Genomic DNA, 19815 nt, shown 5'->3' with positions numbered 1-19815 from the left:
GACCGTCCTCCGGCCTCGCGCGTCACCGGTTCAACGCGAAGAACCGCGCGCTCCAGGCTAGTTGACTGAGTGTCAGTGTCCAATCACAGGAGCGACAGCACCCTATCGACATATCTATACTTGGGCTCGGGCGGGGGCTGGAGGAGAACAGAAGAGGGGACGGATGTCCGTGGATCTGGCCTTGCTCCGCACCTTCGTCGCCGTGCACCGGGCCGGTTCCTTCACCCGTGCGGCGTCTCTGCTCGGCCTCTCGCAGCCCGCCGTCACCTCGCAGATCCGTACGCTCGAGCGTCAGCTCGGCCGCCCGCTGTTCCTTCGGCAGGCCCGCGGAGTGACCCCGACGACCGTCGGTGACGAACTCGCCCACAAGGCCGCACCGCACCTCGACGCCCTGGTGGAGATCGCCGAGGCAGGGCTGGAGAACGATTCCTCCTCGCGGACCCTGCACCTGGCCGGGCCACCGGAGTTCACCGCGGAGCGGGCGCTGCCCGCGCTTACCGGGCTCACTCGCGAGGACGGCCGGGCCTTCACCCTGCGCGCCTCGTTCGGGAACGCCGAGCAGACCTTGGAGGGCCTGGCCGCCGGACATCACGATCTGGCCATCGGCACGGCCCGTCCCCGTGGCTCGTTGCTCACGTCGACTCCGCTCTGCGACGAGGAACACGTCCTGGTCGCCGCACCGGACTGGGCGGAGCGTGCCGGTGCCGAAAAGCTCCGCGACACCGACGCCTCCGCCCTGAAGCACGTTCCCGTGGTCGAAGTGCACGAGTCACTGCCCTTCGTCACCCGCTACTGGGCGTCCGTCTTCGACGCCCGTCCGGCCGCCCCGGCCACCGTCGTCACCCCCGACCTGCGTGCGGTCCTCGCCTGCACGATCGCCGGCGCGGGGCTCGCCGTGCTGCCCCGCTACCTGTGCGCGGAGGCACTGGAGCGCGGTGACGTCGTCGCCCTGCACGATCCGGCGGTGCCGCCGTTGCGGACGTACTTCCTGGTGGCGCGCACCGGCACGCTGGCGATGCCGCACATCGCCCGCGCCCACGAGGGATTGCTGCGGGCGGCCGCCGTCTGGAACTGAGCCCGAGGGTCAGCAACCGGGTGTGCGTCACAATGTTTCACGTGGAACCAGCCGGGCCACATTTCTCCCATGACCGTCCGACCCGTGGTCAAGCGCACCGCCCGCGCCGTCCTGCTGGACGGCGACCACCTGATCCTGATCAAGCGGACCAAGCCCGGTGTCGATCCCTACTGGGTCACTCCCGGCGGCGGGGTCGAGCCGGACGACACCACCGTCGTGGACGCCCTGCACCGTGAGGTGTACGAGGAGCTCGGTGCCAAGATCAGCGACGTGGTGCCCTGCTTCGTGGACACCGTGGAGCACATCGGCGAGGACGGTGGCGCGACCGGTGTGAAGGTGCAGCACTTCTTCGTCTGCCATCTGCTGTCCATGGACCCGTCCCTGCGGCACGGACCGGAGGTCGACGAGCCCGCCGGTGAGTACGAGATCGTCAGGGTGCCGTTCACCCGGGTCGGGATCGCCTCGGTCCACCTCGTACCGCTGTCCCTGCGGCACTATCTGGACGGCAACATCGAGGGTGTGCGTGCCATGCACGCACCCGACCTCGGCTGAACGATGTGGCCGAAAGCTCGCGTGTTCCGCCGGAAAGAGGTGGACGCGGACGGCCGCGGTCGGACAGCCTGACCTGCGTGCCGACTCCTTTCCTCGCCTCTGCACCGATCCGCCGTCTGACGCTGCGCGATCTCACCGCCTGCGCCGACCTGTCCGAGGACCGGGGGTGGCCGCGCGAGGAGCACAAGTGGGGGTTCCTCCTCACGGCCGGCAGGGGATACGGCATCGACGACCCCGGCGGTGGCCTCGTCGCCGCGTGTACCGTCACCGAGTACGGCCCTCAGGAGCGGCCCTCGCTCGCCGCCATCGGCATGGTGCTGGTCGCCGAGCGGCACGCCCGCCAAGGGGTCGGACGCCGCCTCATGCGCCACCTCGTCTCGGCCCTGGGCACCGTTCCGCTCACTCTGCACGCGACGCCGAACGGCCGGCCGCTCTACGAGGAGCTCGGCTTCAAGGTGACGGGCGGGGCGGAGATGCTGCGCGGCCGTTTCGTCCCGGGCGGGCCGGAACCGAGGACCGTCACGCGCGCGGCCACGGCCGAAGACCTCACCACGATCCTCCGGCTCGACGAGGAGGTCTTCGGCGCCGACCGCACCCATATCGTCACGCGGCTGCCCGCCTTCGCCGACCAGCTGCGCATCGCCGAGGAAGACCGCCGGATCACCGGGTATGCCGCGGCCTGGCCGAACATGGACACCCACGTCGTGGGTCCGCTGATCGCCCGTGACACCGAGACGGCCAAGGCGCTGATCAGCTCCCTCGCGGCCCGCACCGACCGGCCGCTGCGCACGGACATCGACGTACGGCACGAGGAGCTGCTGACGTGGATGAAGGAGCGCGGCCTGTCCACGGTCGCCCCCAATGCGGTCATGACCTACGGGATCACGGACCTGCCCGGGGACTGGACCCGGCGGTTCGCGCCGCTGACGGTGGCGGCGGGCTGACTTTCAGGCGGTATGCCCCGCGGCACGGCGACGCCGGTCCCCGGACTGCCCGGGAACCGGCGTCGGATGGACGGCCGCTTACGAACCGCTGCCGTCAGGCGAGGCTCCGCACGGCGGCCGAGGCGAAGCCGTGGTCCTGCTCGGGGGCGCCGCCGCCCACCCCGATCGCACCGATCAGCCGGCCCTCCCGGTGCACGGGCACGCCGCCCGCGATGAACAGCAGCGGCCGGTCGAGTGCCGTGGGCAGGGTGTGGAAGAGGCCTCCGGGCTGCACGGCGTCGACGAGGTCGGCGGTCGGAGCGTTCAACTGGAGCGCGGTGTAGGCCTTGCGCGTGCTGGTCTCTCCGGAGATCAGCACGGCGCGGTCGTCGCGCCGGAAGGCGAGCAGGTGGCCCCCGGCATCGAGGACCGTGACGCTCACGGTGACGTCGGCCGCCTCGGCGGCGTGGTGGGCAGCGGCGACGAGGGCTTCGGCGTCCTGGATGGTCAGCGGGGTGACTGCGGTGGTGGTCATGGGTTCTTCTCCGTGGTTGTACTGAGTGGTGCGGTGCCTCGGTGGCCGACAAGGCGCTCGGCCGAGGAATGCGGGGCCCTGGCCCCGCACCCCGGGCAGGGGCGGGGCGGGTTGTTCAGTGGTGGGCGACGGCGGACCGCCGTTCCGCGGGTGCGGAACCCGCGACGACCCCTCCGGGAGCACCCGCGCGCCGTTCCAGGGCGGCCGAGAGGACGGCGAGGAGGAGGGCGGACGCGGCGAGCACGGCGCCGACCCAGTTGGGGGCGGTGTATCCGAAGCCGGCCCCGATGACGACGCCGCCGAGCCATGCGGAGAGCGCGTTGCCCAGGTTGAAGGCACCGATGTTCACCGCGGAGGCCAGTGTCGGCGCGCCGTGTGCATGATCCAGGACGCGCTTCTGCAACGGCGGGACAGTGGCGAAGCCCAGGGCACCGATCAGGAAGACGGTCACGGCGGACGCGATCTTGTCGTGCGCGGTGAGTGTGAAGAGGGCGAGTACGACGGACAGGGCGCCCAGGGCGATGTACAGCATGGGCATCAGAGCACGGTCGGCGAACCGGCCGCCGACAAGGTTGCCGCCGACCATGCCGAGGCCGAAGAGGACGAGCAGCCAGGTGACCGAGCCGTCGGCGAAGCCCGCGACCTGCGTCATCATCGGCGCGATGTAGGTGATGGCCGCGAAGACCCCGCCGAAGCCGAGCACGGTCATGGCCATCGCGAGCAGGACCTGTGCGTTCTTGAACGCGGCCATCTCGTGGCGCAGCCGCACACCCTCGGCCCTGGGCACGTCGGGAACCAGCTTGGCGATCCCGGCCAGGCCGACGACTCCGAGCGCGGCGACGACGGCGAAGGTGACGCGCCAGCCGACGGACTGTCCGATCAGCGTTCCCAGCGGGACGCCGACGACATTGGCGACCGTCAGACCGGTGAACATCATCGCGATCGCGCCGGCCTTCTTGTCCGGGGCGACCAGACCGGCCGCGACCACCGATCCGATGCCGAAGAAGGCTCCGTGCGCGAGCGAGGCGACCACGCGTCCGATCAGCATGACGGAGAAGGCGGGGGCAAGCGCGGAGAGCAGGTTGCCGACGATGAACAGGCCCATCAGCAGCATCAGCATCCGCTTGCGCGGGACTCTGGTGCCGAGCACGGTCATCAGCGGGGCACCGAACATCACGCCGAGCGCGTATCCGGTCACCAGGTATCCGGCGGTGGGGATGGAGACCCCGTAGTCGCTCGCGACCTCAGGCAGCAAGCCCATGATCACGAATTCGGTCGTTCCGATCCCGAAGGCCCCGATCGCGAGGGCCAGGAGCGCGAGAGGCATGGAGGGGTACACCTTCCGAGATGATCGCATGGACGCTTTGCGCTCGTCCACAATAATTGCAGACGCGGGCTATATGCAAGCGCAGGCAATTGCGGTACTGGTCTACCCTGGTCTCAGTCACTCCTGGACGGAGGAACCACATGACAGCGACGGACCCCGCGCTCACCGCCCTCTCCCAGGGCTGGTGCGCCCTCTCACTGCTGCACGGGAGGATCGAGGCCCACATCGAGCGCGCGCTCCAGACCGGGCACGATCTGAGCGTCCGCGAGTACTCACTGCTCGAGGTGCTCAGCCGGCAGCACGACGGCGACGGGGGGCATCTGCAGATGAAGCAGGTCGCCGACGCCGTCGTCCTCAGCCAGAGCGCGACCACCCGGCTGGTCACCCGACTCGAGGACCGGGGCCTGCTCGAGCGCTATCTGTGCCCCACCGACCGACGCGGTATCTACACCAACGTCACCGCGACCGGCTTGCGGCTGCTGAACGAAGCACGGCCCACCAATGACGCCGCCCTGCGTGAGGCTCTCGACGAAGCCGCCACGCACTCCGACCTCGCGCCGCTGGTCCGGGCGGTGGAGACCCTGAAGGCACCGGTGCCCGCCTAGATTCGGTTCTAGAGTGCAGGCATGGGAGATCTTGAAATACGTCCCACCACCACCGAGGACATCCCGGCCGTCGTCGCGATGCTCGCCGACGACCCGCTGGGCGCACAGCGCGAGTCACCGGGCGACCTGGGCCCGTACATGGCCGCCTTCGAGCGGCTCAGGACCGATCCGAACCAGCATCTGGTGGTGGCCGTCCGTGAGGGCCGTGTCGTCGGCACACTCCAGCTGACGATCGTCCCCGGGCTGTCCCGGCGCGGCGCCACCCGATCGATCGTCGAAGGCGTACGTGTCCACGGCGACGAGCGCGGCAGCGGGCTGGGGACCCGACTCATCGAGTGGGCGATCGACGAGTCCCGGCGGCAGGGATGCCACCTGGTGCAGCTCACCTCCGACCAAACCCGTACCGACGCTCACCGTTTTTACGAACGTCTGGGCTTCTCCGCCTCGCACACGGGGTTCAAGCTCCAGCTCTGAGGTACGGCTCCAGTGCCACGCCTTCAACGGCGCACGGCCCTGTTTCACGTGAAACAGGGCCGTGTCAGGTCGGCCGTCAGCCGATCCCCCGCCACCCCTCAGGGTCCACACCGCCCGGCACGTCGGCGCCCTCTTCGTACGGCTGACGCGTGAAGACGAAGGAGCCGAGGTCCAGATGGCTCACGGTTCCGTCCGCACGCCTCACCGCTCCCAGCAACTCGCCCGCGTAGTAGCCCTCCAGGCCCGTCCAGGTGCCGTCACCGTTGGCCCGGAACCGTGAGCGGCGGCCCTCGCCCGACAGCGGCCCCAGCGAGACCCCTCCATCGGCCGTCAGCCGCAGGGCGAAGGCGTGCGTCCCCCAGTACCACTGTCCCGCCAGTTCCAGCACGGAGGAGTCGACGTCCCGCAGCGGACGCCACGGTTCGGGGATCCGGGGCTCCGCCTCCGCGACGATGCGCACAAGGTCGGCTCCGACCCCGGCGAGCAGCGGCCCTGAGGTGCAGTTGGTCAGGACCACCGCGGCCACGTCGTCCTCCACCCCGATGGTGAGATTGGCCAGGAACCCCGGCAGGGAACCGGAGTGCCCCACGAGCAACCGCCCGTCCCGGTGCTGGAGCTGCAGCCCCAGGCCGTACGCCGCGCCGTCCACCACATCCGCGGCCTCGGCCGGCGCAGCGGGCGCCCGCATCTCCCGCACGGTCTCCGCGCCGAGCACCTTGTCGTCCCCCTGCGTCAGGAAGACGGCGAACCGCGCCAGGTCCCCGGTGGTCGACCAGAGCTGTCCCGCAGGGGCCATCAGCCCGAGGTCCTCCGCCGGCTCGGCCAGCATCACGTCGGCCCATGGATGCACTGCCCAGCCACCCGCATGCGGGGCACTGGGCCGTGCGGCCGTACGCGCCAGCCCCAACGGGTCCAGTACCTCCCTCTGCAGCACCTCCTCCCAAGAAGCACCGCGCAGCTTCTCGACCAGCGCTCCGAGCAGGGTGTAGCCAGGATTGGAATAGTGGTGGCGGCGGCCCACCGGGTGCCGGAGCGGCTGCTCGCCCAGCACGTCGGCCAGCTCGGGCCGCAGCGAGCCCGGCGTGCGCTCCCACCAGGGCGCGGGCGACTCGGCGGCCAGGCCGCCCGAGTGCGCGAGCAGCTCGGCGATCGTGGCCTCCCCCGCCCCGGTGCCCGGCAGATGCTTCTCCAGCGGATCCCCGAGGTCGAGCACACCGTCGTCACGCAACCGCAGCACGAGGACCGCGGTGAACGTCTTGGTGATCGAGCCGATCCGGTACTGCACGGTCTCGTCCGGTCCGTGCCCGTCCACCGAGGTCCGCGCCCCGTGCCACACGGTCTGCCCGCCCCGGACCACCGCCGCGACGAGCGACGGCGTACGCCCCTCGGCCTGGGCCACGGCGATGCGGTGTGCCAGCGCCCGGCGGGTGGTGGGAAGCAGCTCTTCCTGAGGTGTCGTCATGCGCCCAGTCCACCGGCCGGGGCACCTCACGTCGAGCCGATTTCCCCGTGGCTCCGTCCCGGGTGCACAGGGAGAGGACCCACCTGGCCGATGATCAGGTCTGTGCCATGTCCACGAAGCGCGAGTAGTGGCCCTGGAAGGCGACCGTGATCGTGGCCGTCGGGCCGTTACGGTGCTTGGCCACGATCAGGTCCGCCTCGCCCGCCCGCGGCGACTCCTTCTCGTAGGCGTCCTCGCGGTGCAGCAGGATGACCATGTCGGCGTCCTGCTCGATCGAACCGGACTCACGCAGGTCGGAGACCATGGGCTTCTTGTCGGTGCGCTGCTCGGGACCGCGGTTCAGCTGGGAGAGCGCGATGACCGGAATCTCCAGCTCCTTCGCCAGGAGCTTGAGGTTGCGGGACATGTCTGAGACCTCCTGCTGGCGGCTCTCGGCGCGCTTGGAGCCGCCGGACTGCATCAGCTGGAGGTAGTCGATGACGACCAGCTTGAGGTCGTTGCGCTGCTTGAGGCGACGGCACTTGGCGCGGATCTCCATCATCGACAGGTTCGGGGAGTCGTCGATGTAGAGCGGGGCGGCCGACACGTCGGGCATCCGCCGCGCCAGCCGGGTCCAGTCGTCGTCCGTCATCGTGCCCGACCGCATGTGGTGCAGCGCGACGCGGGCCTCGGCGGACAGCAGACGCATGGCGATCTCGTTGCGCCCCATCTCGAGCGAGAAGATGACGCTCGGCAGGTTGTTCTTGATCGACGCGGCCCGCGCGAAGTCCAGCGCGAGGGTCGACTTGCCCATCGCGGGACGAGCGGCGATGACGACCATCTGGCCGGGGTGCAGGCCGTTGGTCAGCGAGTCGAAGTCCGTGAAGCCCGTCGGCACGCCGGTCATCTCGCCGCTGCGCGACCCGATCGCCTCGATCTCGTCGAGTGCGCCTTCCATGATGTCGCCGAGCGGCAGGTAGTCCTCGCTGGTGCGCTGCTCGGTGACGGCGTAGATCTCGGCCTGGGCGCGGTTGACGATCTCGTCGACGTCGTCGTCGGCCGCGTATCCCATCTGGGTGATCCGGGTGCCGGCCTCCACCAGGCGGCGCAGGACCGCCCGCTCGTGCACGATCTCCGCGTAGTACGCGGCGTTCGCGGCGGTCGGCACGGTCTGGACGAGGGTGTGCAGATACGAGGCACCGCCGACCTTGTTGATCTCACCGCGCTTGGTGAGTTCGGCGGCGATGGTGATCGGGTCGGCCGGCTCGCCCTTGGCATAGACGTCGAGGATGGCCTGGTAGACCGTCTCGTGGGCCGGCTTGTAGAAGTCGTGGCCCTTGAGGATCTCCACGACGTCGGCGATGGCGTCCTTGGACAGGAGCATCCCGCCGAGAACGGACTGCTCGGCATCCAGATCCTGCGGCGGCACCCGCTCGAACGCCGTACCGCCACCGTCCCACGTGCCGCTGTCCGAGCCGCGCTCGTGCTGATCGTCGCGGTTGCGGCCGCCCTCTTGGCGACGGCGGGAAGCAGGCAGACGATCACTGGGGCCGCTGTCGGCCCACGGGTCGTCCAAGGGCTCGGAAATGCTCACCGAGCCACCTCCTCCCGTCCGCCGAGCGGACCTCGCCGTGCCCCTCATTTCTACGGCACGGCACTGACAAATAAGACGCCCAACTCCGGTTCTGGCGCGTCGGTTTTGTGATGGTTCACCGACCGACGGACGGAGCACGCGCCGGATAACCGTAGGCCTGCGGGCACCGTCAGCCAATCTGGTTATCCACAGGCCATGTGGACGACTGGCCAGATGCTGTGGAGAACTCCGCAAAACCTGTGCACGACTCGGTGGACAGCCCTGTGAACAAGCCCGCAGCTTAACCCGGGAAGCCGCTCTGAGCTGCACCTTTACCATCCACCGCCTGTGCAGAAGAAAAACTTTCCCGGTCGGACCAAGATCGGTTCGACCCGTGCCCAGAAGTGCACGCGGCGAGACTGGTCGTAAGGGTCACCAAAGCTTTGCATCTCTTACCTGTGGACGATTAGATTAGCGCTCATGACACAGGCCCCCGCGCGCACGCGGACCGCCCGGCGCCGGCACGACCGAGAGATCGTCGCGCTGGCCGTCCCAGCCTTCGGCGCGCTCGTCGCCGAGCCTCTTTTCGTCATGGCCGACAGCGCCATCGTCGGCCATCTGGGAACCGCTCAGCTCGCCGGACTCGGCATCGCCTCGGCCCTGCTCACGACGGCCGTCAGCGTCTTCGTCTTCCTCGCCTACGCCACCACGGCGGCCGTTTCCCGCCGCGTCGGCGCGGGTGACCTGCAAGCGGCGATCCGTCAGGGCATGGACGGCATCTGGCTGGCACTGCTGCTCGGCGCCGCGGTCATTGCGGTGGTTCTGCCCACGGCCCCGTCCCTCGTGGAACTCTTCGGCGCATCCGAGACCGCGGCACCCTATGCCACCACCTATCTGCGGATCTCCTCGCTCGGCATCCCCGCCATGCTCGTGGTGCTGGCCTCGACCGGTGTTCTCAGGGGACTTCAGAACACCCGGACCCCGCTCTACGTGGCCGTGGCCGGCTTCATCGCCAACGCCATCCTGAACGTCGCACTCGTCTATGGCGCCGGACTCGGTATCGCCGGCTCCGCCTGGGGCACCGTCATCGCTCAGTTCGGCATGGCGGCGGTCTATCTGTGGGTGGTCATTCGCGGCGCCCGGCGACATGGCGCCTCCCTGCGGCCCGACCTCGCCGGTATCAGGTCCTCCGCCCAGGCCGGCGTGCCACTGCTCGTGCGCACGCTCTCCCTGCGGGCGATTCTCATGATCGCGACGGCCGTGGCGGCCCGTCTCGGTGACGCCGACATCGCCGCGCATCAGATCGTCCTGTCTCTGTGGAGCCTGCTCGCCTTCGCCCTCGACGCCATCGCCATCGCCGGGCAGGCCATCATCGGGCGGTATCTGGGAGCGGGTGACGCCCAGGGTGCGCGCGACGCCTGTCGCCGGATGGTGGAGTGGGGCGTCGCTGTCGGGGCCGTGCTGGGTCTGCTCGTGGTGCTGTCGCGCCCGGTGTTCCTGCCGCTGTTCACCGGCGACTCCATGGTCAAGGACGCCGCGCTGCCCGCGCTGGTGATCGTGGCCGTCGCGCAGCCGGTCTGCGGGGTGGTCTACGTGCTGGACGGTGTCCTCATGGGTGCGGGCGACGGTCCCTACCTCGCCTGGGCGATGCTGCTGACCCTGGTTGTCTTCACCCCGGCGGCGCTACTCGTCCCCACGCTCGGTGGTGGGCTCACCGCCCTGTGGGCGGCCATGACGCTGATGATGGCGATGCGCCTGGTGACGCTCTGGTTGCGTACACGATCGGGTCGCTGGGTCGTCACGGGCGCCACGCGCTGACCGTTTCACGTGAAACACGACTGCCGACGCCATGACGAAGAGGGGCCGCATCCCCTGGCGGGAGATGCGGCCCCTCTCATCGCTTCAGCGAGCGCAGTGCTCAGGCAGCGACGACCTCGACGCTGACCTTGGCGTCAACCTCGGGGTGCAGACGCACGGACGTCTCGTGGGCGCCCAGGGTCTTGATCGGGGAGCCCAGCTCGATGCGGCGCTTGTCGACCTCGGGGCCACCGGCAGCCTTGATCGCGGAAGCGACGTCGGCCGGGGTGACGGAGCCGAAGAGACGACCGGCGTCGCCGGAGCGGACGGCCAGACGGACCTTCACACCCTCGAGCTGGGCCTTCACCTGGTTGGCCTGCTCGATGGTCTGGATCTCGTGGATCTTGCGAGCACGACGGATCTGCTCGACGTCCTTCTCGCCACCCTTGGTCCAGCGGATCGCGAACTTCCGCGGGATCAGGTAGTTGCGAGCGTAACCGTCCTTGACGTCGACGACGTCGCCCGCGGCACCGAGGCCGGAGACCTCGTGGGTGAGGATGATCTTCATGTTTCGGTCACCCTTCCCTTATCGCGCGGTGGAGGTGTAGGGCAGCAGCGCCATCTCACGGCTGTTCTTCACGGCCGTGGCGACGTCACGCTGGTGCTGAGTGCAGTTGCCGGTCACGCGACGGGCACGGATCTTGCCGCGGTCGGAAATGAACTTCCGCAGCATGTTCGTGTCCTTGTAGTCCACGTACGTGACCTTGTCCTTGCAGAATGCGCAGACCTTCTTCTTCGGCTTGCGCACAGGCGGCTTAGCCATGATGTTTCTCCTGTGTGATCAAGAAGTGTGGGTAGAGCCCGTCCCTTTAGAAGGGGGGCTCGTCCGAGTAGCCGCCACCGCCGCCGGAGCCACCGCCCCAGCCGCCGCCACCCTGGCCGCCACCACCCTGCTGGCCACCGGCGGGAGCGCCGGTCGCCCAGGGGTCGTCGGCGGGAGCGCCGCCGCCCTGCTGGCCGCCACCGGGGCCGCCGCCCCAGCCGCCGCCACCCTGGCCGCCACCGCCACCGCCACCGCCGCCGTAGCCGCCCTGGCCACCGCGGCCCGAGGTCTTGGTGACCTTGGCCGTGGCGTTGCGAAGGCTGGCACCGACCTCGTCGACGTCCAGCTCGTAGACCGTGCGCTTGACGCCCTCACGGTCCTCGTAGGACCGCTGCTTCAGCCGGCCCTGCACGATGACGCGCATGCCTCGCTGGAGCGACTCGGCGACGTTCTCCGCCGCCTGACGCCAGACCGAGCAGGTGAGGAAGAGGCTCTCGCCGTCCTTCCACTCGTTCGTCTGACGGTCGAAGGTGCGGGGGGTCGACGCGACGCGGAACTTCGCGACGGCCGCACCGGACGGGGTGAAGCGCAGCTCGGGGTCGTCGACAAGATTGCCGACGACCGTGATGACGGTCTCGCCTGCCATGGGGAACCTCTCGGCGGGTTTGCTGCTCTGGCTGCTTGGTTGCTGCTACTCGGATCCCGGGATCAGCTGAGCGGAAGGCTCAGTGCATCTCGGGACGGAGGACCTTGGTCCGGAGGACCGACTCGTTCAGGTTCATCTGGCGGTCGAGCTCCTTGACGACCGCAGGCTCGGCCTGCAGGTCGATGACCGAGTAGATGCCCTCGGGCTTCTTCTTGATCTCGTACGAGAGACGACGACGGCCCCAGGTGTCGACCTTCTCGACCTTTCCGCCGCCGTCACGGACGACAGAGAGGAAGTTCTCGATCAGCGGGGAGACAGAGCGCTCCTCGAGATCGGGGTCGAGGATGACCATCACCTCGTAGTGACGCATGTGGAACCCACCTCCTTTGGACTCAGCGGCCACGGTCGTTCCGTGGCAGGAGGGTTGCGATGCGTTCGCACCGGCATCAACGAGTAAACCAGGACCCACTGACAATCGGGCCTCCTCCGAGGAGGTGGCCCGTGGCCGGCTACAGACACCGGTGCGCAGGGTACAGCGTACCCGGCTGCCGCCCTGCGGTTGAAATCAGGCTCCGAGGGGACACAATCGGTAGTCAGGGATGTGAGGGCGAAAACACACTGCCTTCGGCAGGAGGTTCTCCATGGCACAGATCATGCGACCCGCCAGGCCCCGGACCGGCCTGCTGGCCACCGACGGCAAACCGCACCCTCTCCAGGACGCGCTGCTGGCCGTGACCCTGGTACTCGGCGTGCTCGCCCTGGCCACCGCGAGCTTCCGCGGGCTGCACGTCCTGACCTCCTGGGCGGGACTGCTCGGTGTCCTGACCGGCGGGTACGGCCAGTACGTCTCCGCGACGACGCGGGAGCGGTTCGGTCTGGTACTGGGGCTGGGCGCCTCCGCGTTCGGTTTGTTCTTCGGCATCTATCACGGCGGGTTCGTCGGCTGATCCGCTGTACCGGCCGCCGACGGCGACGACCCCTTCCAGCCGTACGCCGGACGGGGCGCTCACAGGGCGCAGTAGGCTTCGCGCGAGAGCCGGAGCCCCTGTACCCATGGGGACACACCAGCCCGAGGAGCGCCCCGAATGAGCCTGACCCTGAGGACCATCAGTCGCGAGCAGCATCTGGCCTACATCCAGAGTCTGCCGGCGGCGAGTCACATGCAGGTCCCGGCATGGGCGGACGTCAAGGCGGAATGGCGCTCGGAGAACCTCGGCTGGTTCGACGACCGGACCGGTGAGCTGGTCGGCGCGGGTCTCGTGCTCTACCGGCAGCTGCCCAAGATCAAGCGCTATCTCGCCTACCTGCCCGAGGGCCCGGTCATCAACTGGTTCGCGCCGAACCTCCAGGAGTGGATGGAGCCGATGCTGGCGCACCTCAAGCAGCAGGGCGCCTTCTCCGTGAAGATGGGCCCGCCGGTGATCATCCGGCGCTGGGACGCGACGTCCATCAAGAAGGGCATCCAGGACCCGGACGTCAAGCGCCTGCGGGACATAGAGGCGGACCACATCGAGCCGCGCGCCTTCGAGGTGGCCGACAAGCTGCGCCGCATGGGCTGGCAGCAGGGCGAGGACGGCGGCGCCGGCTTCGGTGACGTGCAGCCCCGCTACGTCTTCCAGGTACCGCTGGCCAACCGCTCCCTGGAAGAGGTCCACAAGAACTTCAACCAGCTGTGGCGCCGCAACATCAAGAAGGCCGAGAAGGCCGGTGTCGAGGTCGTCCAGGGCGGCTACCACGACCTCGAGGAGTGGCAGCGCCTGTACGAGATCACGGCCGTGCGCGACCACTTCCGGCCGCGCCCGCTCTCGTACTTCCAGCGCATGTGGGCGGCCCTCAGCAACGAGGACCCCAACCGCATGCGGCTCTACTTCGCCCGGCACAACGGGGTGAACCTGTCGGCGGCGACCATGCTGGTCGTCGGCGGGCACGTCTGGTACTCCTACGGCGCCTCCGACAACATCGGCCGCGAGGTCCGGCCGTCGAACGCCATGCAGTGGGCCATGCTCCGCGACTCCTACGCGCTGGGCGCCACCGTCTACGACCTGCGCGGCATCTCCGACTCCCTGGACGAGAGCGACCACCTCTTCGGTCTGATCCAGTTCAAGGTGGGCACGGGCGGTCAGGCGGCCGAGTACCTCGGTGAGTGGGACTTCCCGTTGAACAAGCTGCTCCACAAGGCGCTCGACATCTACATGTCGCGCCGCTGACCGTACCGCCCATCCCCGATCCGCACCTCTGACAGCCACGAGAAAGGTTCCAGGTCCGGCCATGGCGCTCACGCTCTACGTCGACACCGCGCGCTGGCGGGCGCACCACAAGCACGTGCAGGAGCAGTTTCCCGGGCTGGTCCCGGTCTGCAAGGGCAACGGCTACGGATTCGGTCACGAGCGGCTGGCGGAGGAGGCCACGCGGCTGGGCTCGGACGTACTGGCCGTCGGCACCACCTACGAGGCCGCCCGCATCAAGGACTTCTTCGGTGGTGACCTGCTGGTCCTCACGCCGTACCGGCGCGGTGAGGAACCCGTGCCGCTGCCCGACCGGGTGGTGCGTTCGGTGTCCTCCATCGACGGCGTGTACGGCCTGGTGGGCGCGCGGGTGGTCATCGAGGTGATGTCCTCGATGAAGCGGCACGGCATCAGCGAGCAGGACCTGCCGCAACTGCACGCCGCCATAGAGAATGTCCGGCTCGAAGGTTTCGCCATCCACCTGCCACTGGACCGTACCGACGGCTCGGACGCCGTCGAGGAGGTCATCGGCTGGATGGACCGGCTGCGCGCGGCCCGGCTGCCGCTGCACACCATGTTCGTCAGTCACCTCAAGGCCGACGAGCTGGCCCGGCTCCAGCAGCAGTTCCCGCAGACCCGCTTCCGCGCCCGGATCGGGACCCGGCTGTGGCTGGGCGACCACGAGGCCACCGAGTACCGCGGCGCGGTCCTGGACGTGACGCGCGTCGCCAAGGGCGAGCGTTTCGGCTACCGGCAGCAGAAGGCCGCCTCCGACGGCTTCCTGGTGGTCGTGGCGGGCGGTACGTCGCACGGGGTGGGTCTGGAGGCGCCGAAGGCGCTGCACGGCGTCATGCCGCGTGCCAAGGGTGTCGCCCGGGCCGGCCTCGCCACGGTCAACCGCAACCTCTCGCCGTTCGTCTGGAGCGGCAAGCAGCGCTGGTTCGCGGAGCCGCCGCACATGCAGGTGTCGATCCTGTTCGTGCCCACGGACGCGGCCGAGCCCAAGGTGGGTGACGAACTGGTGGCCCATCTGCGGCACACCACCACGCAGTTCGACCGCATCCTCGATCGCTAGCGAGCGGGCCGCACCGGCGAAGAAGGCCGTACCCGACGTCTTGGTGATCTACCTGATCGTCGGGTACGGCCTTTCGCGCGTTCGCTCAGAGTGAACCGTCCGACTGTCGGCTCTCGCCCCAGTGCACGGGCGGCCCCTCGAAGTGGGCCACCGGCTCCTCGGTACGAGCCGCAGGGCCCAGGACGAAGACGTCCTCCGCACCGTCCAGCACGCCGCCCGACGGATCGTCGTCGCCCGTCCGCCGGACCGGATCCCGGTCCGGCATCAGGATGTCGCGCACGACCATGACGCAGAAGAACAGTGTTCCCAGCAGGTGCAGGCCGATGGCCCAGTGGTAGCCGTCCGTCGGCAGTCCCTTGTGGGAGTCACCGCTGGTCGTGTAGGCGAGGTACATCCAGATGCCGAGGAAGTACGCCACCTCGCACGCCTGCCAGATGAGGAAGTCCCGCCATTTCGGCCGTGCCAGCGCGGCCAGCGGCACCAGCCAGAGCACGTACTGCGGTGAGTAGACCTTGTTGGTGAGGATGAACACCGCGACGATCAGGAAAGCGAGCTGGGCCAGCCGTGGGCGTCGGGGGGCGGTCAGTGTGAGCACCGCGACGGCGCCGCAGCACAGCAGCATCAGCAGCGTGGCGAGGGTGTTGACGGTCTCGGTGCTGAGCGGGTTGTCGGAGTTCTGGGCCAGGATCAGCCAGAAGGACCCGAAGTCCACTCCCCGTTCCTGGCTGAACGTGTAGAACTTCGACCAGCCGTCGAAGGCGTAGAGCATCACCGGCAGGTTCACCACGAGCCAGGCGACGACCGCGCCTCCCAGTGCTGTCCCGAACGCCCGCCATTTGCCCGCACGCCAGCACAGGACGAGGAGCGGGCCGAGGATCAGGAAGGGGTAGAGCTTGGCGGCCGTGGCCAGGCCCAGCAGCACGCCAAAGGCCAGGGGACGCTCCCGGGACCACATGAGGAGGGCTGCGGCCGTCAGGGCCACCGCCAGCAGGTCCCAGTTGACGGTGGCGGTCAGCGCGAAGGCCGGGGCCAGGGCGACCAGCAGGCCGTCCCAGGGGCGCCGGATGTGGGTACGGGCCACGCAGACCGCGATGACGGCCGCACAGACCATGAGCATCCCGGCGTTGACCATCCAGTACCACTGCTCCTGGTCCTGGATGGTGCCGCTGCCCGGCGTGAGCCAGGACGCGACCTCCATGAACAGGCCGGTCAGCACGGGGTACTCCAGGTACTCCATGTCGCCGGGGAGCTTGTCGAAGTACGGCACGAGCCCGTCGACGAACCCACGGCCCTGGTACAGGTGCGGGATGTCCGAGTAGCAGGCGTGGGTGTACTGGGAGCTGGCCCCGAAGAACCAGGCGCCGTTGTAGCAGGGGGCTTTCTGGACCAGCCCGAGGGCGAACATGCCGATCGCCACAAGCGCGATCACCCGCACAGGGGTCCACCAGGACCTGCCGAGCAGGGCGCGTCGGCCCATCGGGCCGCCGATCAGCTCGCTGCCGGCCTCGGCGACCGTGTCCTGACTGGTCGGCCGCACCGGGTCCGGCTCGTGCACGCTCGCTGGCGTCGATTCTGCACTGGGCATGGGGCACATCCTGCCGTACGCACCCGGGAGCACGCCGGGGCCGCCGCACCCTGGTGGATGCGACGGCCCCTGTTTCACGTGAAACTTGTGGGTGTTTCACGTGAAACACCCATGCTTGCGGCTCTGCGGCTAACCGTTCGCGCCCCAGATGGTGTTTCCGCGACTGTTTCCGTTGGTATCGCCCTCTTCCCCCGTCTCACTGGTCGATGGCGAAGGTGATTCGCTGCCCTCGGAGCCGCCTGGGCCATTGCCCCCGTTGCCGTTGCCGGCGTTGTCTCCGTCGTCGCAGTTCCACTCGAAGACTCCGCACGTATCGGTCGGCGCGGGCGGCGAGGGGCTGTTCTGCGTGTTGCTGGGCGTCGGAGTCGGAGACGGGCTGGTCTCCTCGGTCTCGGACGGGGAGGGAGTGGGGGAGGGCGTCGGGGTCGGCGACGGGGTGTCGTTGACGACCTCACCGATGGGCTCCGGCTCGGGGAACTTCTCCGCCTTCATGCCCTTGACCGCGTCCGACATGTAGTCCTGCCAGATCCTGGACGGGAAGGAGGCACCGTGGATCTTCTTCTCGCCACCCGTTCCGTACATCTCCAGGAACGTACGGTCCTTGATGGTCTCGTCGTCCGGGTAGCGGTACATGCTGATCGCGGTCGACAGCTGCGGGGTGTAGCCCACGAACCAGGCGGACTTGTTTCCGTCCGTGGTACCCGTCTTGCCGGCCACCTCTCGGCCGGGCAGCTGGGCGTTGGTGCCCGTTCCCTTCTCGACGACGGTCTTCAGGACGTCCGTGACGTTGTCCGCGACCTTCGCGGTGAAGGCTTGCTGCTCCTCGACCTTGTGCGTGTAGATCGTGCCGTTCTTGCTCGTCACCTTCGTGACGGAGTACGGCTCGCGCTGCTTGCCGCTGTCCGAGAAGGTGGCGTAGGCGCCCGCCATGCGGATGGCGCTGGGGTCCGAGATGCCGAGAGAGAAGGACGGGAAGCTGGAGCCCGTCAGGCTGTCCTCCAGAAGACCCGCGTCGACGGCGGCCTCCTTCACCTTGTCCAGGCCGACGTCCATGCCGAGCTGCACATAGGCGGAGTTCACCGACTCCCGCATCGCCTCACGGAGGTCGATCTTGTAGTCCGGCGGGTCACCGACGTCGTCCTGACCGTCGTTCTCCTGACGCCACTGCTCGCCGTCCTCGTTCTCCCAGATCGACCCGTCGTAGTTGTTGATCTTCAGTTTGTTCTTGCCGCTGTAGAGACTCTTCGGGGAAGCGATGGTGCGCTCGTCCTGGGCCTGGACCGGGCCGAGGTCCGGGTCGCGCACACCCCACTTCATCGCCGCCGCGAGCACGAACGGCTTGAACGTCGAACCGACCTGGGCACCGGTCACGTCGGCGTTGTTCGTGAAGTGCTTGGTGGCGTCCTCACCGCCGTAGATGGCCTTGATGGCCCCGGTCTTCGTGTCGATCGACGCCCCGCCGAACTGCACATGAGTGTCCGTCTCGGGGCGCTTCTTGGGGTCGATCTTCTCCTTGTAGACCTTCTGGACCGCCTTCTCCATCTCGTCGACCTTCTTCTTGTCGAAGGTCGTGTAGATCGAGTAGCCGCCCTTTTCCAGCTGCTGCTCCGACACCTTGCCGCTCTTGAGCACGGAGGACTTGGCGAGCCTGACGAGGTAGCCGATCTGGCCGCCCAGCTTCGCGTTCGACTGCGGGTTCTGCGTGGTGGGCAGTTCCTTGTACTTGGCCCGTTCCGTCTGACTCAGATGCCCGTACTCCACCATCTTGTCGAGGGTGTCCTGCATCTGGGAGTGGGCACGCTTGCGGTTGAGCTCCGGCGTGGCTCCCGTCGGGTCGATCGACACCGAGCCCGCCGGGTCGTAATAGGTGGCGCCCTTGAGCACCGCCGACAGGAAGGCGCACTGTCCCGGGTTGAGATCGACGGCGTCGATGTTGAAGTACGCCCGAGACGCCGCCTGGATGCCGTAGGCGCCGCGGCCGTAGTAGGCGGAGTTCAGGTAGCCCTCGAGGATGTCGTCCTTGGAGACGTCGGTGCCGACCTTGATCGAGACGAAGATCTCCTTGACCTTGCGGGAGATCGTCTGCGACTGGTCGTTCAGCATCGCGTTCTTCACGTACTGCTGGGTGATGGTGGAGCCGCCCTGCGTCTCCCCGCCCTTGGCCATGTTGAACACGGCGCGGGCGATGCCCTTGGGGTCGATGCCGCTGTCGGAGTAGAACGTCTTGTTCTCCTGCGAGATGACCGCATTGCGCATCTCCTTGGGGATCTGCGAGAGATCGACGCTCTGACGGTTGCGGTCACCGCCCGTGGCCACCATCTGGGTGTTGTCGGCCCAGTAGTAGACGTTGTTCTGCGCCGTGGCGCTCTCGTCGATGACGGGGACGCTCACCATGGCGTACGCGAGGCCGGCGGCGCCGACCAGGCAGCCGAAGAACGCGATGCACAGCCCGGAGACGAGCCTCCAGGAGGGCACCCAGCGCTGCCACCCGTCCTTGTCGTGGCGCGGGTAGTCGATCATCCGCTTCTTGCCGGGCGCCGCGGCACGTCCTCGTCCGGCCCCTGCCGCGCCGCCGGGTGCCCCTCGCCGTCCACCGCGGCCCGGCTCGGCCGCTCTGCGGCGGCCACCCCCGTTCCGCTGTGCTGCGCGCCGGGCTTCGGCGCGGCTGCCGTACGCACGCTCCTCGTCCTCCGGACCGTGCGAGCCGGACGGAGACCCTGTGGCGCCTCGCGGTGCCGCACGGCGGCCGGAGGACGAGCCGGACTGACCGCGTCGGGCCGCGGCACGTCCGCCTCCCTGCGGCTGCGGCGGTTTGCGACGGTGCTCGCTCATCGAACGACTACTCCTCGGGCAGGCGCACCTTTGCGCGCCTGGTAAAGGCGGCTGGTTTCCGGTCCCCCCGAAGTACGGATGCGGCCCCTTCCGCATTCACCCGTACTGCACCGGGGACAGGGACGCCCCCAGACGTCACTCGGTTCCCGGTGGTTCGCATGGCGCACACACTACGCACCGTCAAAACCCCCGCGATCCGAAGTTCACCTCAAATCAGGCAACTTGCTCGCGATGAAACCGTGATGTGATCCCGTTCACCAGTTCCCCCCTTGTCGCACGCGGATGCTCGTTCTATCGTGCTGATGTATCGAGTCGATACATCAGCGC

At 68.6% G+C, this 19815-nt stretch carries 19 protein-coding genes; 9 read left to right on the top strand and 10 right to left on the bottom strand.

Translation table 11 applies throughout. The features are described 5' to 3' along the window. Positions 1–169: 169 nt before the first annotated feature. From OHA99_RS18900 to OHA99_RS18890, 3 genes are all read left to right on the top strand, one after another. The gene (locus OHA99_RS18900) at positions 170–1075 is read left to right on the top strand and encodes a LysR family transcriptional regulator (RefSeq protein ID WP_405698974.1); all 906 of its coding nucleotides are present in this window, start codon (positions 170–172) and stop codon (positions 1073–1075) included. A gap of 69 nt (positions 1076–1144) precedes the next feature. Then, the gene (locus OHA99_RS18895) at positions 1145–1627 is read left to right on the top strand and encodes an NUDIX domain-containing protein (RefSeq protein ID WP_153178938.1); all 483 of its coding nucleotides are present in this window, start codon (positions 1145–1147) and stop codon (positions 1625–1627) included. A gap of 77 nt (positions 1628–1704) precedes the next feature. Continuing rightward, positions 1705–2571 carry a GNAT family N-acetyltransferase gene (locus OHA99_RS18890; RefSeq protein WP_153178937.1) on the top strand — a complete coding sequence of 289 codons (867 nt, stop codon included), beginning with the start codon at positions 1705–1707 and terminating at the stop codon, positions 2569–2571. Positions 2572–2665: 94 nt separating this feature from the next. Here OHA99_RS18890 and OHA99_RS18885 read toward each other — a convergent pair whose 3' ends face one another. Next, positions 2666–3085 (bottom strand): heme-binding protein, encoded by a 420-nt coding sequence (locus OHA99_RS18885; RefSeq protein ID WP_405696849.1) that lies wholly within the window; start codon positions 3083–3085, stop codon positions 2666–2668. Positions 3086–3200: 115 nt separating this feature from the next. Beyond that, positions 3201–4412, bottom strand: coding sequence for an MFS transporter (locus tag OHA99_RS18880; RefSeq protein WP_153178935.1), 1212 nt, complete (start codon positions 4410–4412; stop codon positions 3201–3203). Between the two features lie 140 nt (positions 4413–4552). Between OHA99_RS18880 and OHA99_RS18875 the strand changes: the two genes are divergently transcribed. Further along, complete coding sequence (locus tag OHA99_RS18875) at positions 4553–5017, top strand: MarR family winged helix-turn-helix transcriptional regulator (RefSeq protein ID WP_153178934.1); 465 nt, start codon at positions 4553–4555, stop codon at positions 5015–5017. A gap of 21 nt (positions 5018–5038) precedes the next feature. Beyond that, on the top strand, positions 5039–5491 hold the full coding sequence (locus OHA99_RS18870) for a GNAT family N-acetyltransferase (RefSeq protein ID WP_405696846.1): 453 nt from the start codon (positions 5039–5041) through the stop codon (positions 5489–5491). 76 nt (positions 5492–5567) lie between these two features. Here the strand turns inward: OHA99_RS18870 and OHA99_RS18865 are convergent, their stop codons facing one another. Together OHA99_RS18865 and dnaB are read right to left on the bottom strand one after the other, a co-directional pair. Next, complete coding sequence (locus tag OHA99_RS18865; protein ID WP_405696843.1) at positions 5568–6953, bottom strand: serine hydrolase domain-containing protein; 1386 nt, start codon at positions 6951–6953, stop codon at positions 5568–5570. Positions 6954–7047: 94 nt separating this feature from the next. After that, positions 7048–8526, bottom strand: coding sequence for a replicative DNA helicase (dnaB, locus tag OHA99_RS18860; RefSeq protein ID WP_153178931.1), 1479 nt, complete (start codon positions 8524–8526; stop codon positions 7048–7050). 459 nt (positions 8527–8985) lie between these two features. On the opposite strand from dnaB, the gene OHA99_RS18855 reads away from it, so the two are divergent. After that, positions 8986–10323, top strand: a complete 1338-nt coding sequence (locus OHA99_RS18855; protein WP_153178930.1) for an MATE family efflux transporter — start codon at positions 8986–8988, stop codon at positions 10321–10323. 100 nt (positions 10324–10423) lie between these two features. On the opposite strand, the gene rplI is transcribed toward OHA99_RS18855, so the two are convergent. The 4 genes from rplI to rpsF form a co-directional block, all read right to left on the bottom strand. Continuing rightward, on the bottom strand, positions 10424–10870 hold the full coding sequence (gene rplI / locus OHA99_RS18850; protein ID WP_007388913.1) for a 50S ribosomal protein L9: 447 nt from the start codon (positions 10868–10870) through the stop codon (positions 10424–10426). An 18-nt stretch (positions 10871–10888) separates the two neighbouring features. Further along, a complete protein-coding gene (rpsR, locus tag OHA99_RS18845; RefSeq protein WP_003949403.1) occupies positions 10889–11125 on the bottom strand; it encodes a 30S ribosomal protein S18 in 237 nt (78 codons plus the stop codon). Positions 11126–11171: 46 nt separating this feature from the next. Continuing rightward, positions 11172–11771 (bottom strand): single-stranded DNA-binding protein, encoded by a 600-nt coding sequence (locus tag OHA99_RS18840; RefSeq protein WP_153178929.1) that lies wholly within the window; start codon positions 11769–11771, stop codon positions 11172–11174. A 79-nt stretch (positions 11772–11850) separates the two neighbouring features. Beyond that, positions 11851–12141 carry a 30S ribosomal protein S6 gene (rpsF, locus tag OHA99_RS18835; protein ID WP_003975025.1) on the bottom strand — a complete coding sequence of 97 codons (291 nt, stop codon included), beginning with the start codon at positions 12139–12141 and terminating at the stop codon, positions 11851–11853. Positions 12142–12412: 271 nt separating this feature from the next. Between rpsF and OHA99_RS18830 the strand changes: the two genes are divergently transcribed. The 3 genes from OHA99_RS18830 (at position 12413) to OHA99_RS18820 (ending at position 15071) form a co-directional block, all read left to right on the top strand. Beyond that, positions 12413–12718: a hypothetical protein gene (locus tag OHA99_RS18830; RefSeq protein ID WP_007388934.1), complete on the top strand. Its 306-nt coding sequence runs from the start codon at positions 12413–12415 to the stop codon at positions 12716–12718. A gap of 138 nt (positions 12719–12856) precedes the next feature. After that, complete coding sequence (gene femX, locus OHA99_RS18825; RefSeq protein WP_405696839.1) at positions 12857–13978, top strand: peptidoglycan bridge formation glycyltransferase FemX; 1122 nt, start codon at positions 12857–12859, stop codon at positions 13976–13978. Between the two features lie 61 nt (positions 13979–14039). After that, on the top strand, positions 14040–15071 hold the full coding sequence (locus OHA99_RS18820; RefSeq protein ID WP_007388936.1) for an alanine racemase: 1032 nt from the start codon (positions 14040–14042) through the stop codon (positions 15069–15071). An 85-nt stretch (positions 15072–15156) separates the two neighbouring features. Here OHA99_RS18820 and OHA99_RS18815 read toward each other — a convergent pair whose 3' ends face one another. Both OHA99_RS18815 and OHA99_RS18810 read right to left on the bottom strand, forming a co-directional pair. Beyond that, positions 15157–16665: a glycosyltransferase family 87 protein gene (locus OHA99_RS18815; RefSeq protein ID WP_405696836.1), complete on the bottom strand. Its 1509-nt coding sequence runs from the start codon at positions 16663–16665 to the stop codon at positions 15157–15159. Positions 16666–16785: 120 nt separating this feature from the next. Continuing rightward, positions 16786–19176: a transglycosylase domain-containing protein gene (locus tag OHA99_RS18810; RefSeq protein WP_153178927.1), complete on the bottom strand. Its 2391-nt coding sequence runs from the start codon at positions 19174–19176 to the stop codon at positions 16786–16788. Positions 19177–19815 lie beyond the last annotated feature (639 nt).

Source organism: Streptomyces coelicoflavus, from assembly GCF_045041415.1.
Taxonomy (GTDB): domain Bacteria; phylum Actinomycetota; class Actinomycetes; order Streptomycetales; family Streptomycetaceae; genus Streptomyces; species Streptomyces coelicoflavus.
The sequence above is the reverse complement of the archived record's forward strand: the minus strand, read 5'-3'. Positions and strand labels throughout refer to the sequence as shown.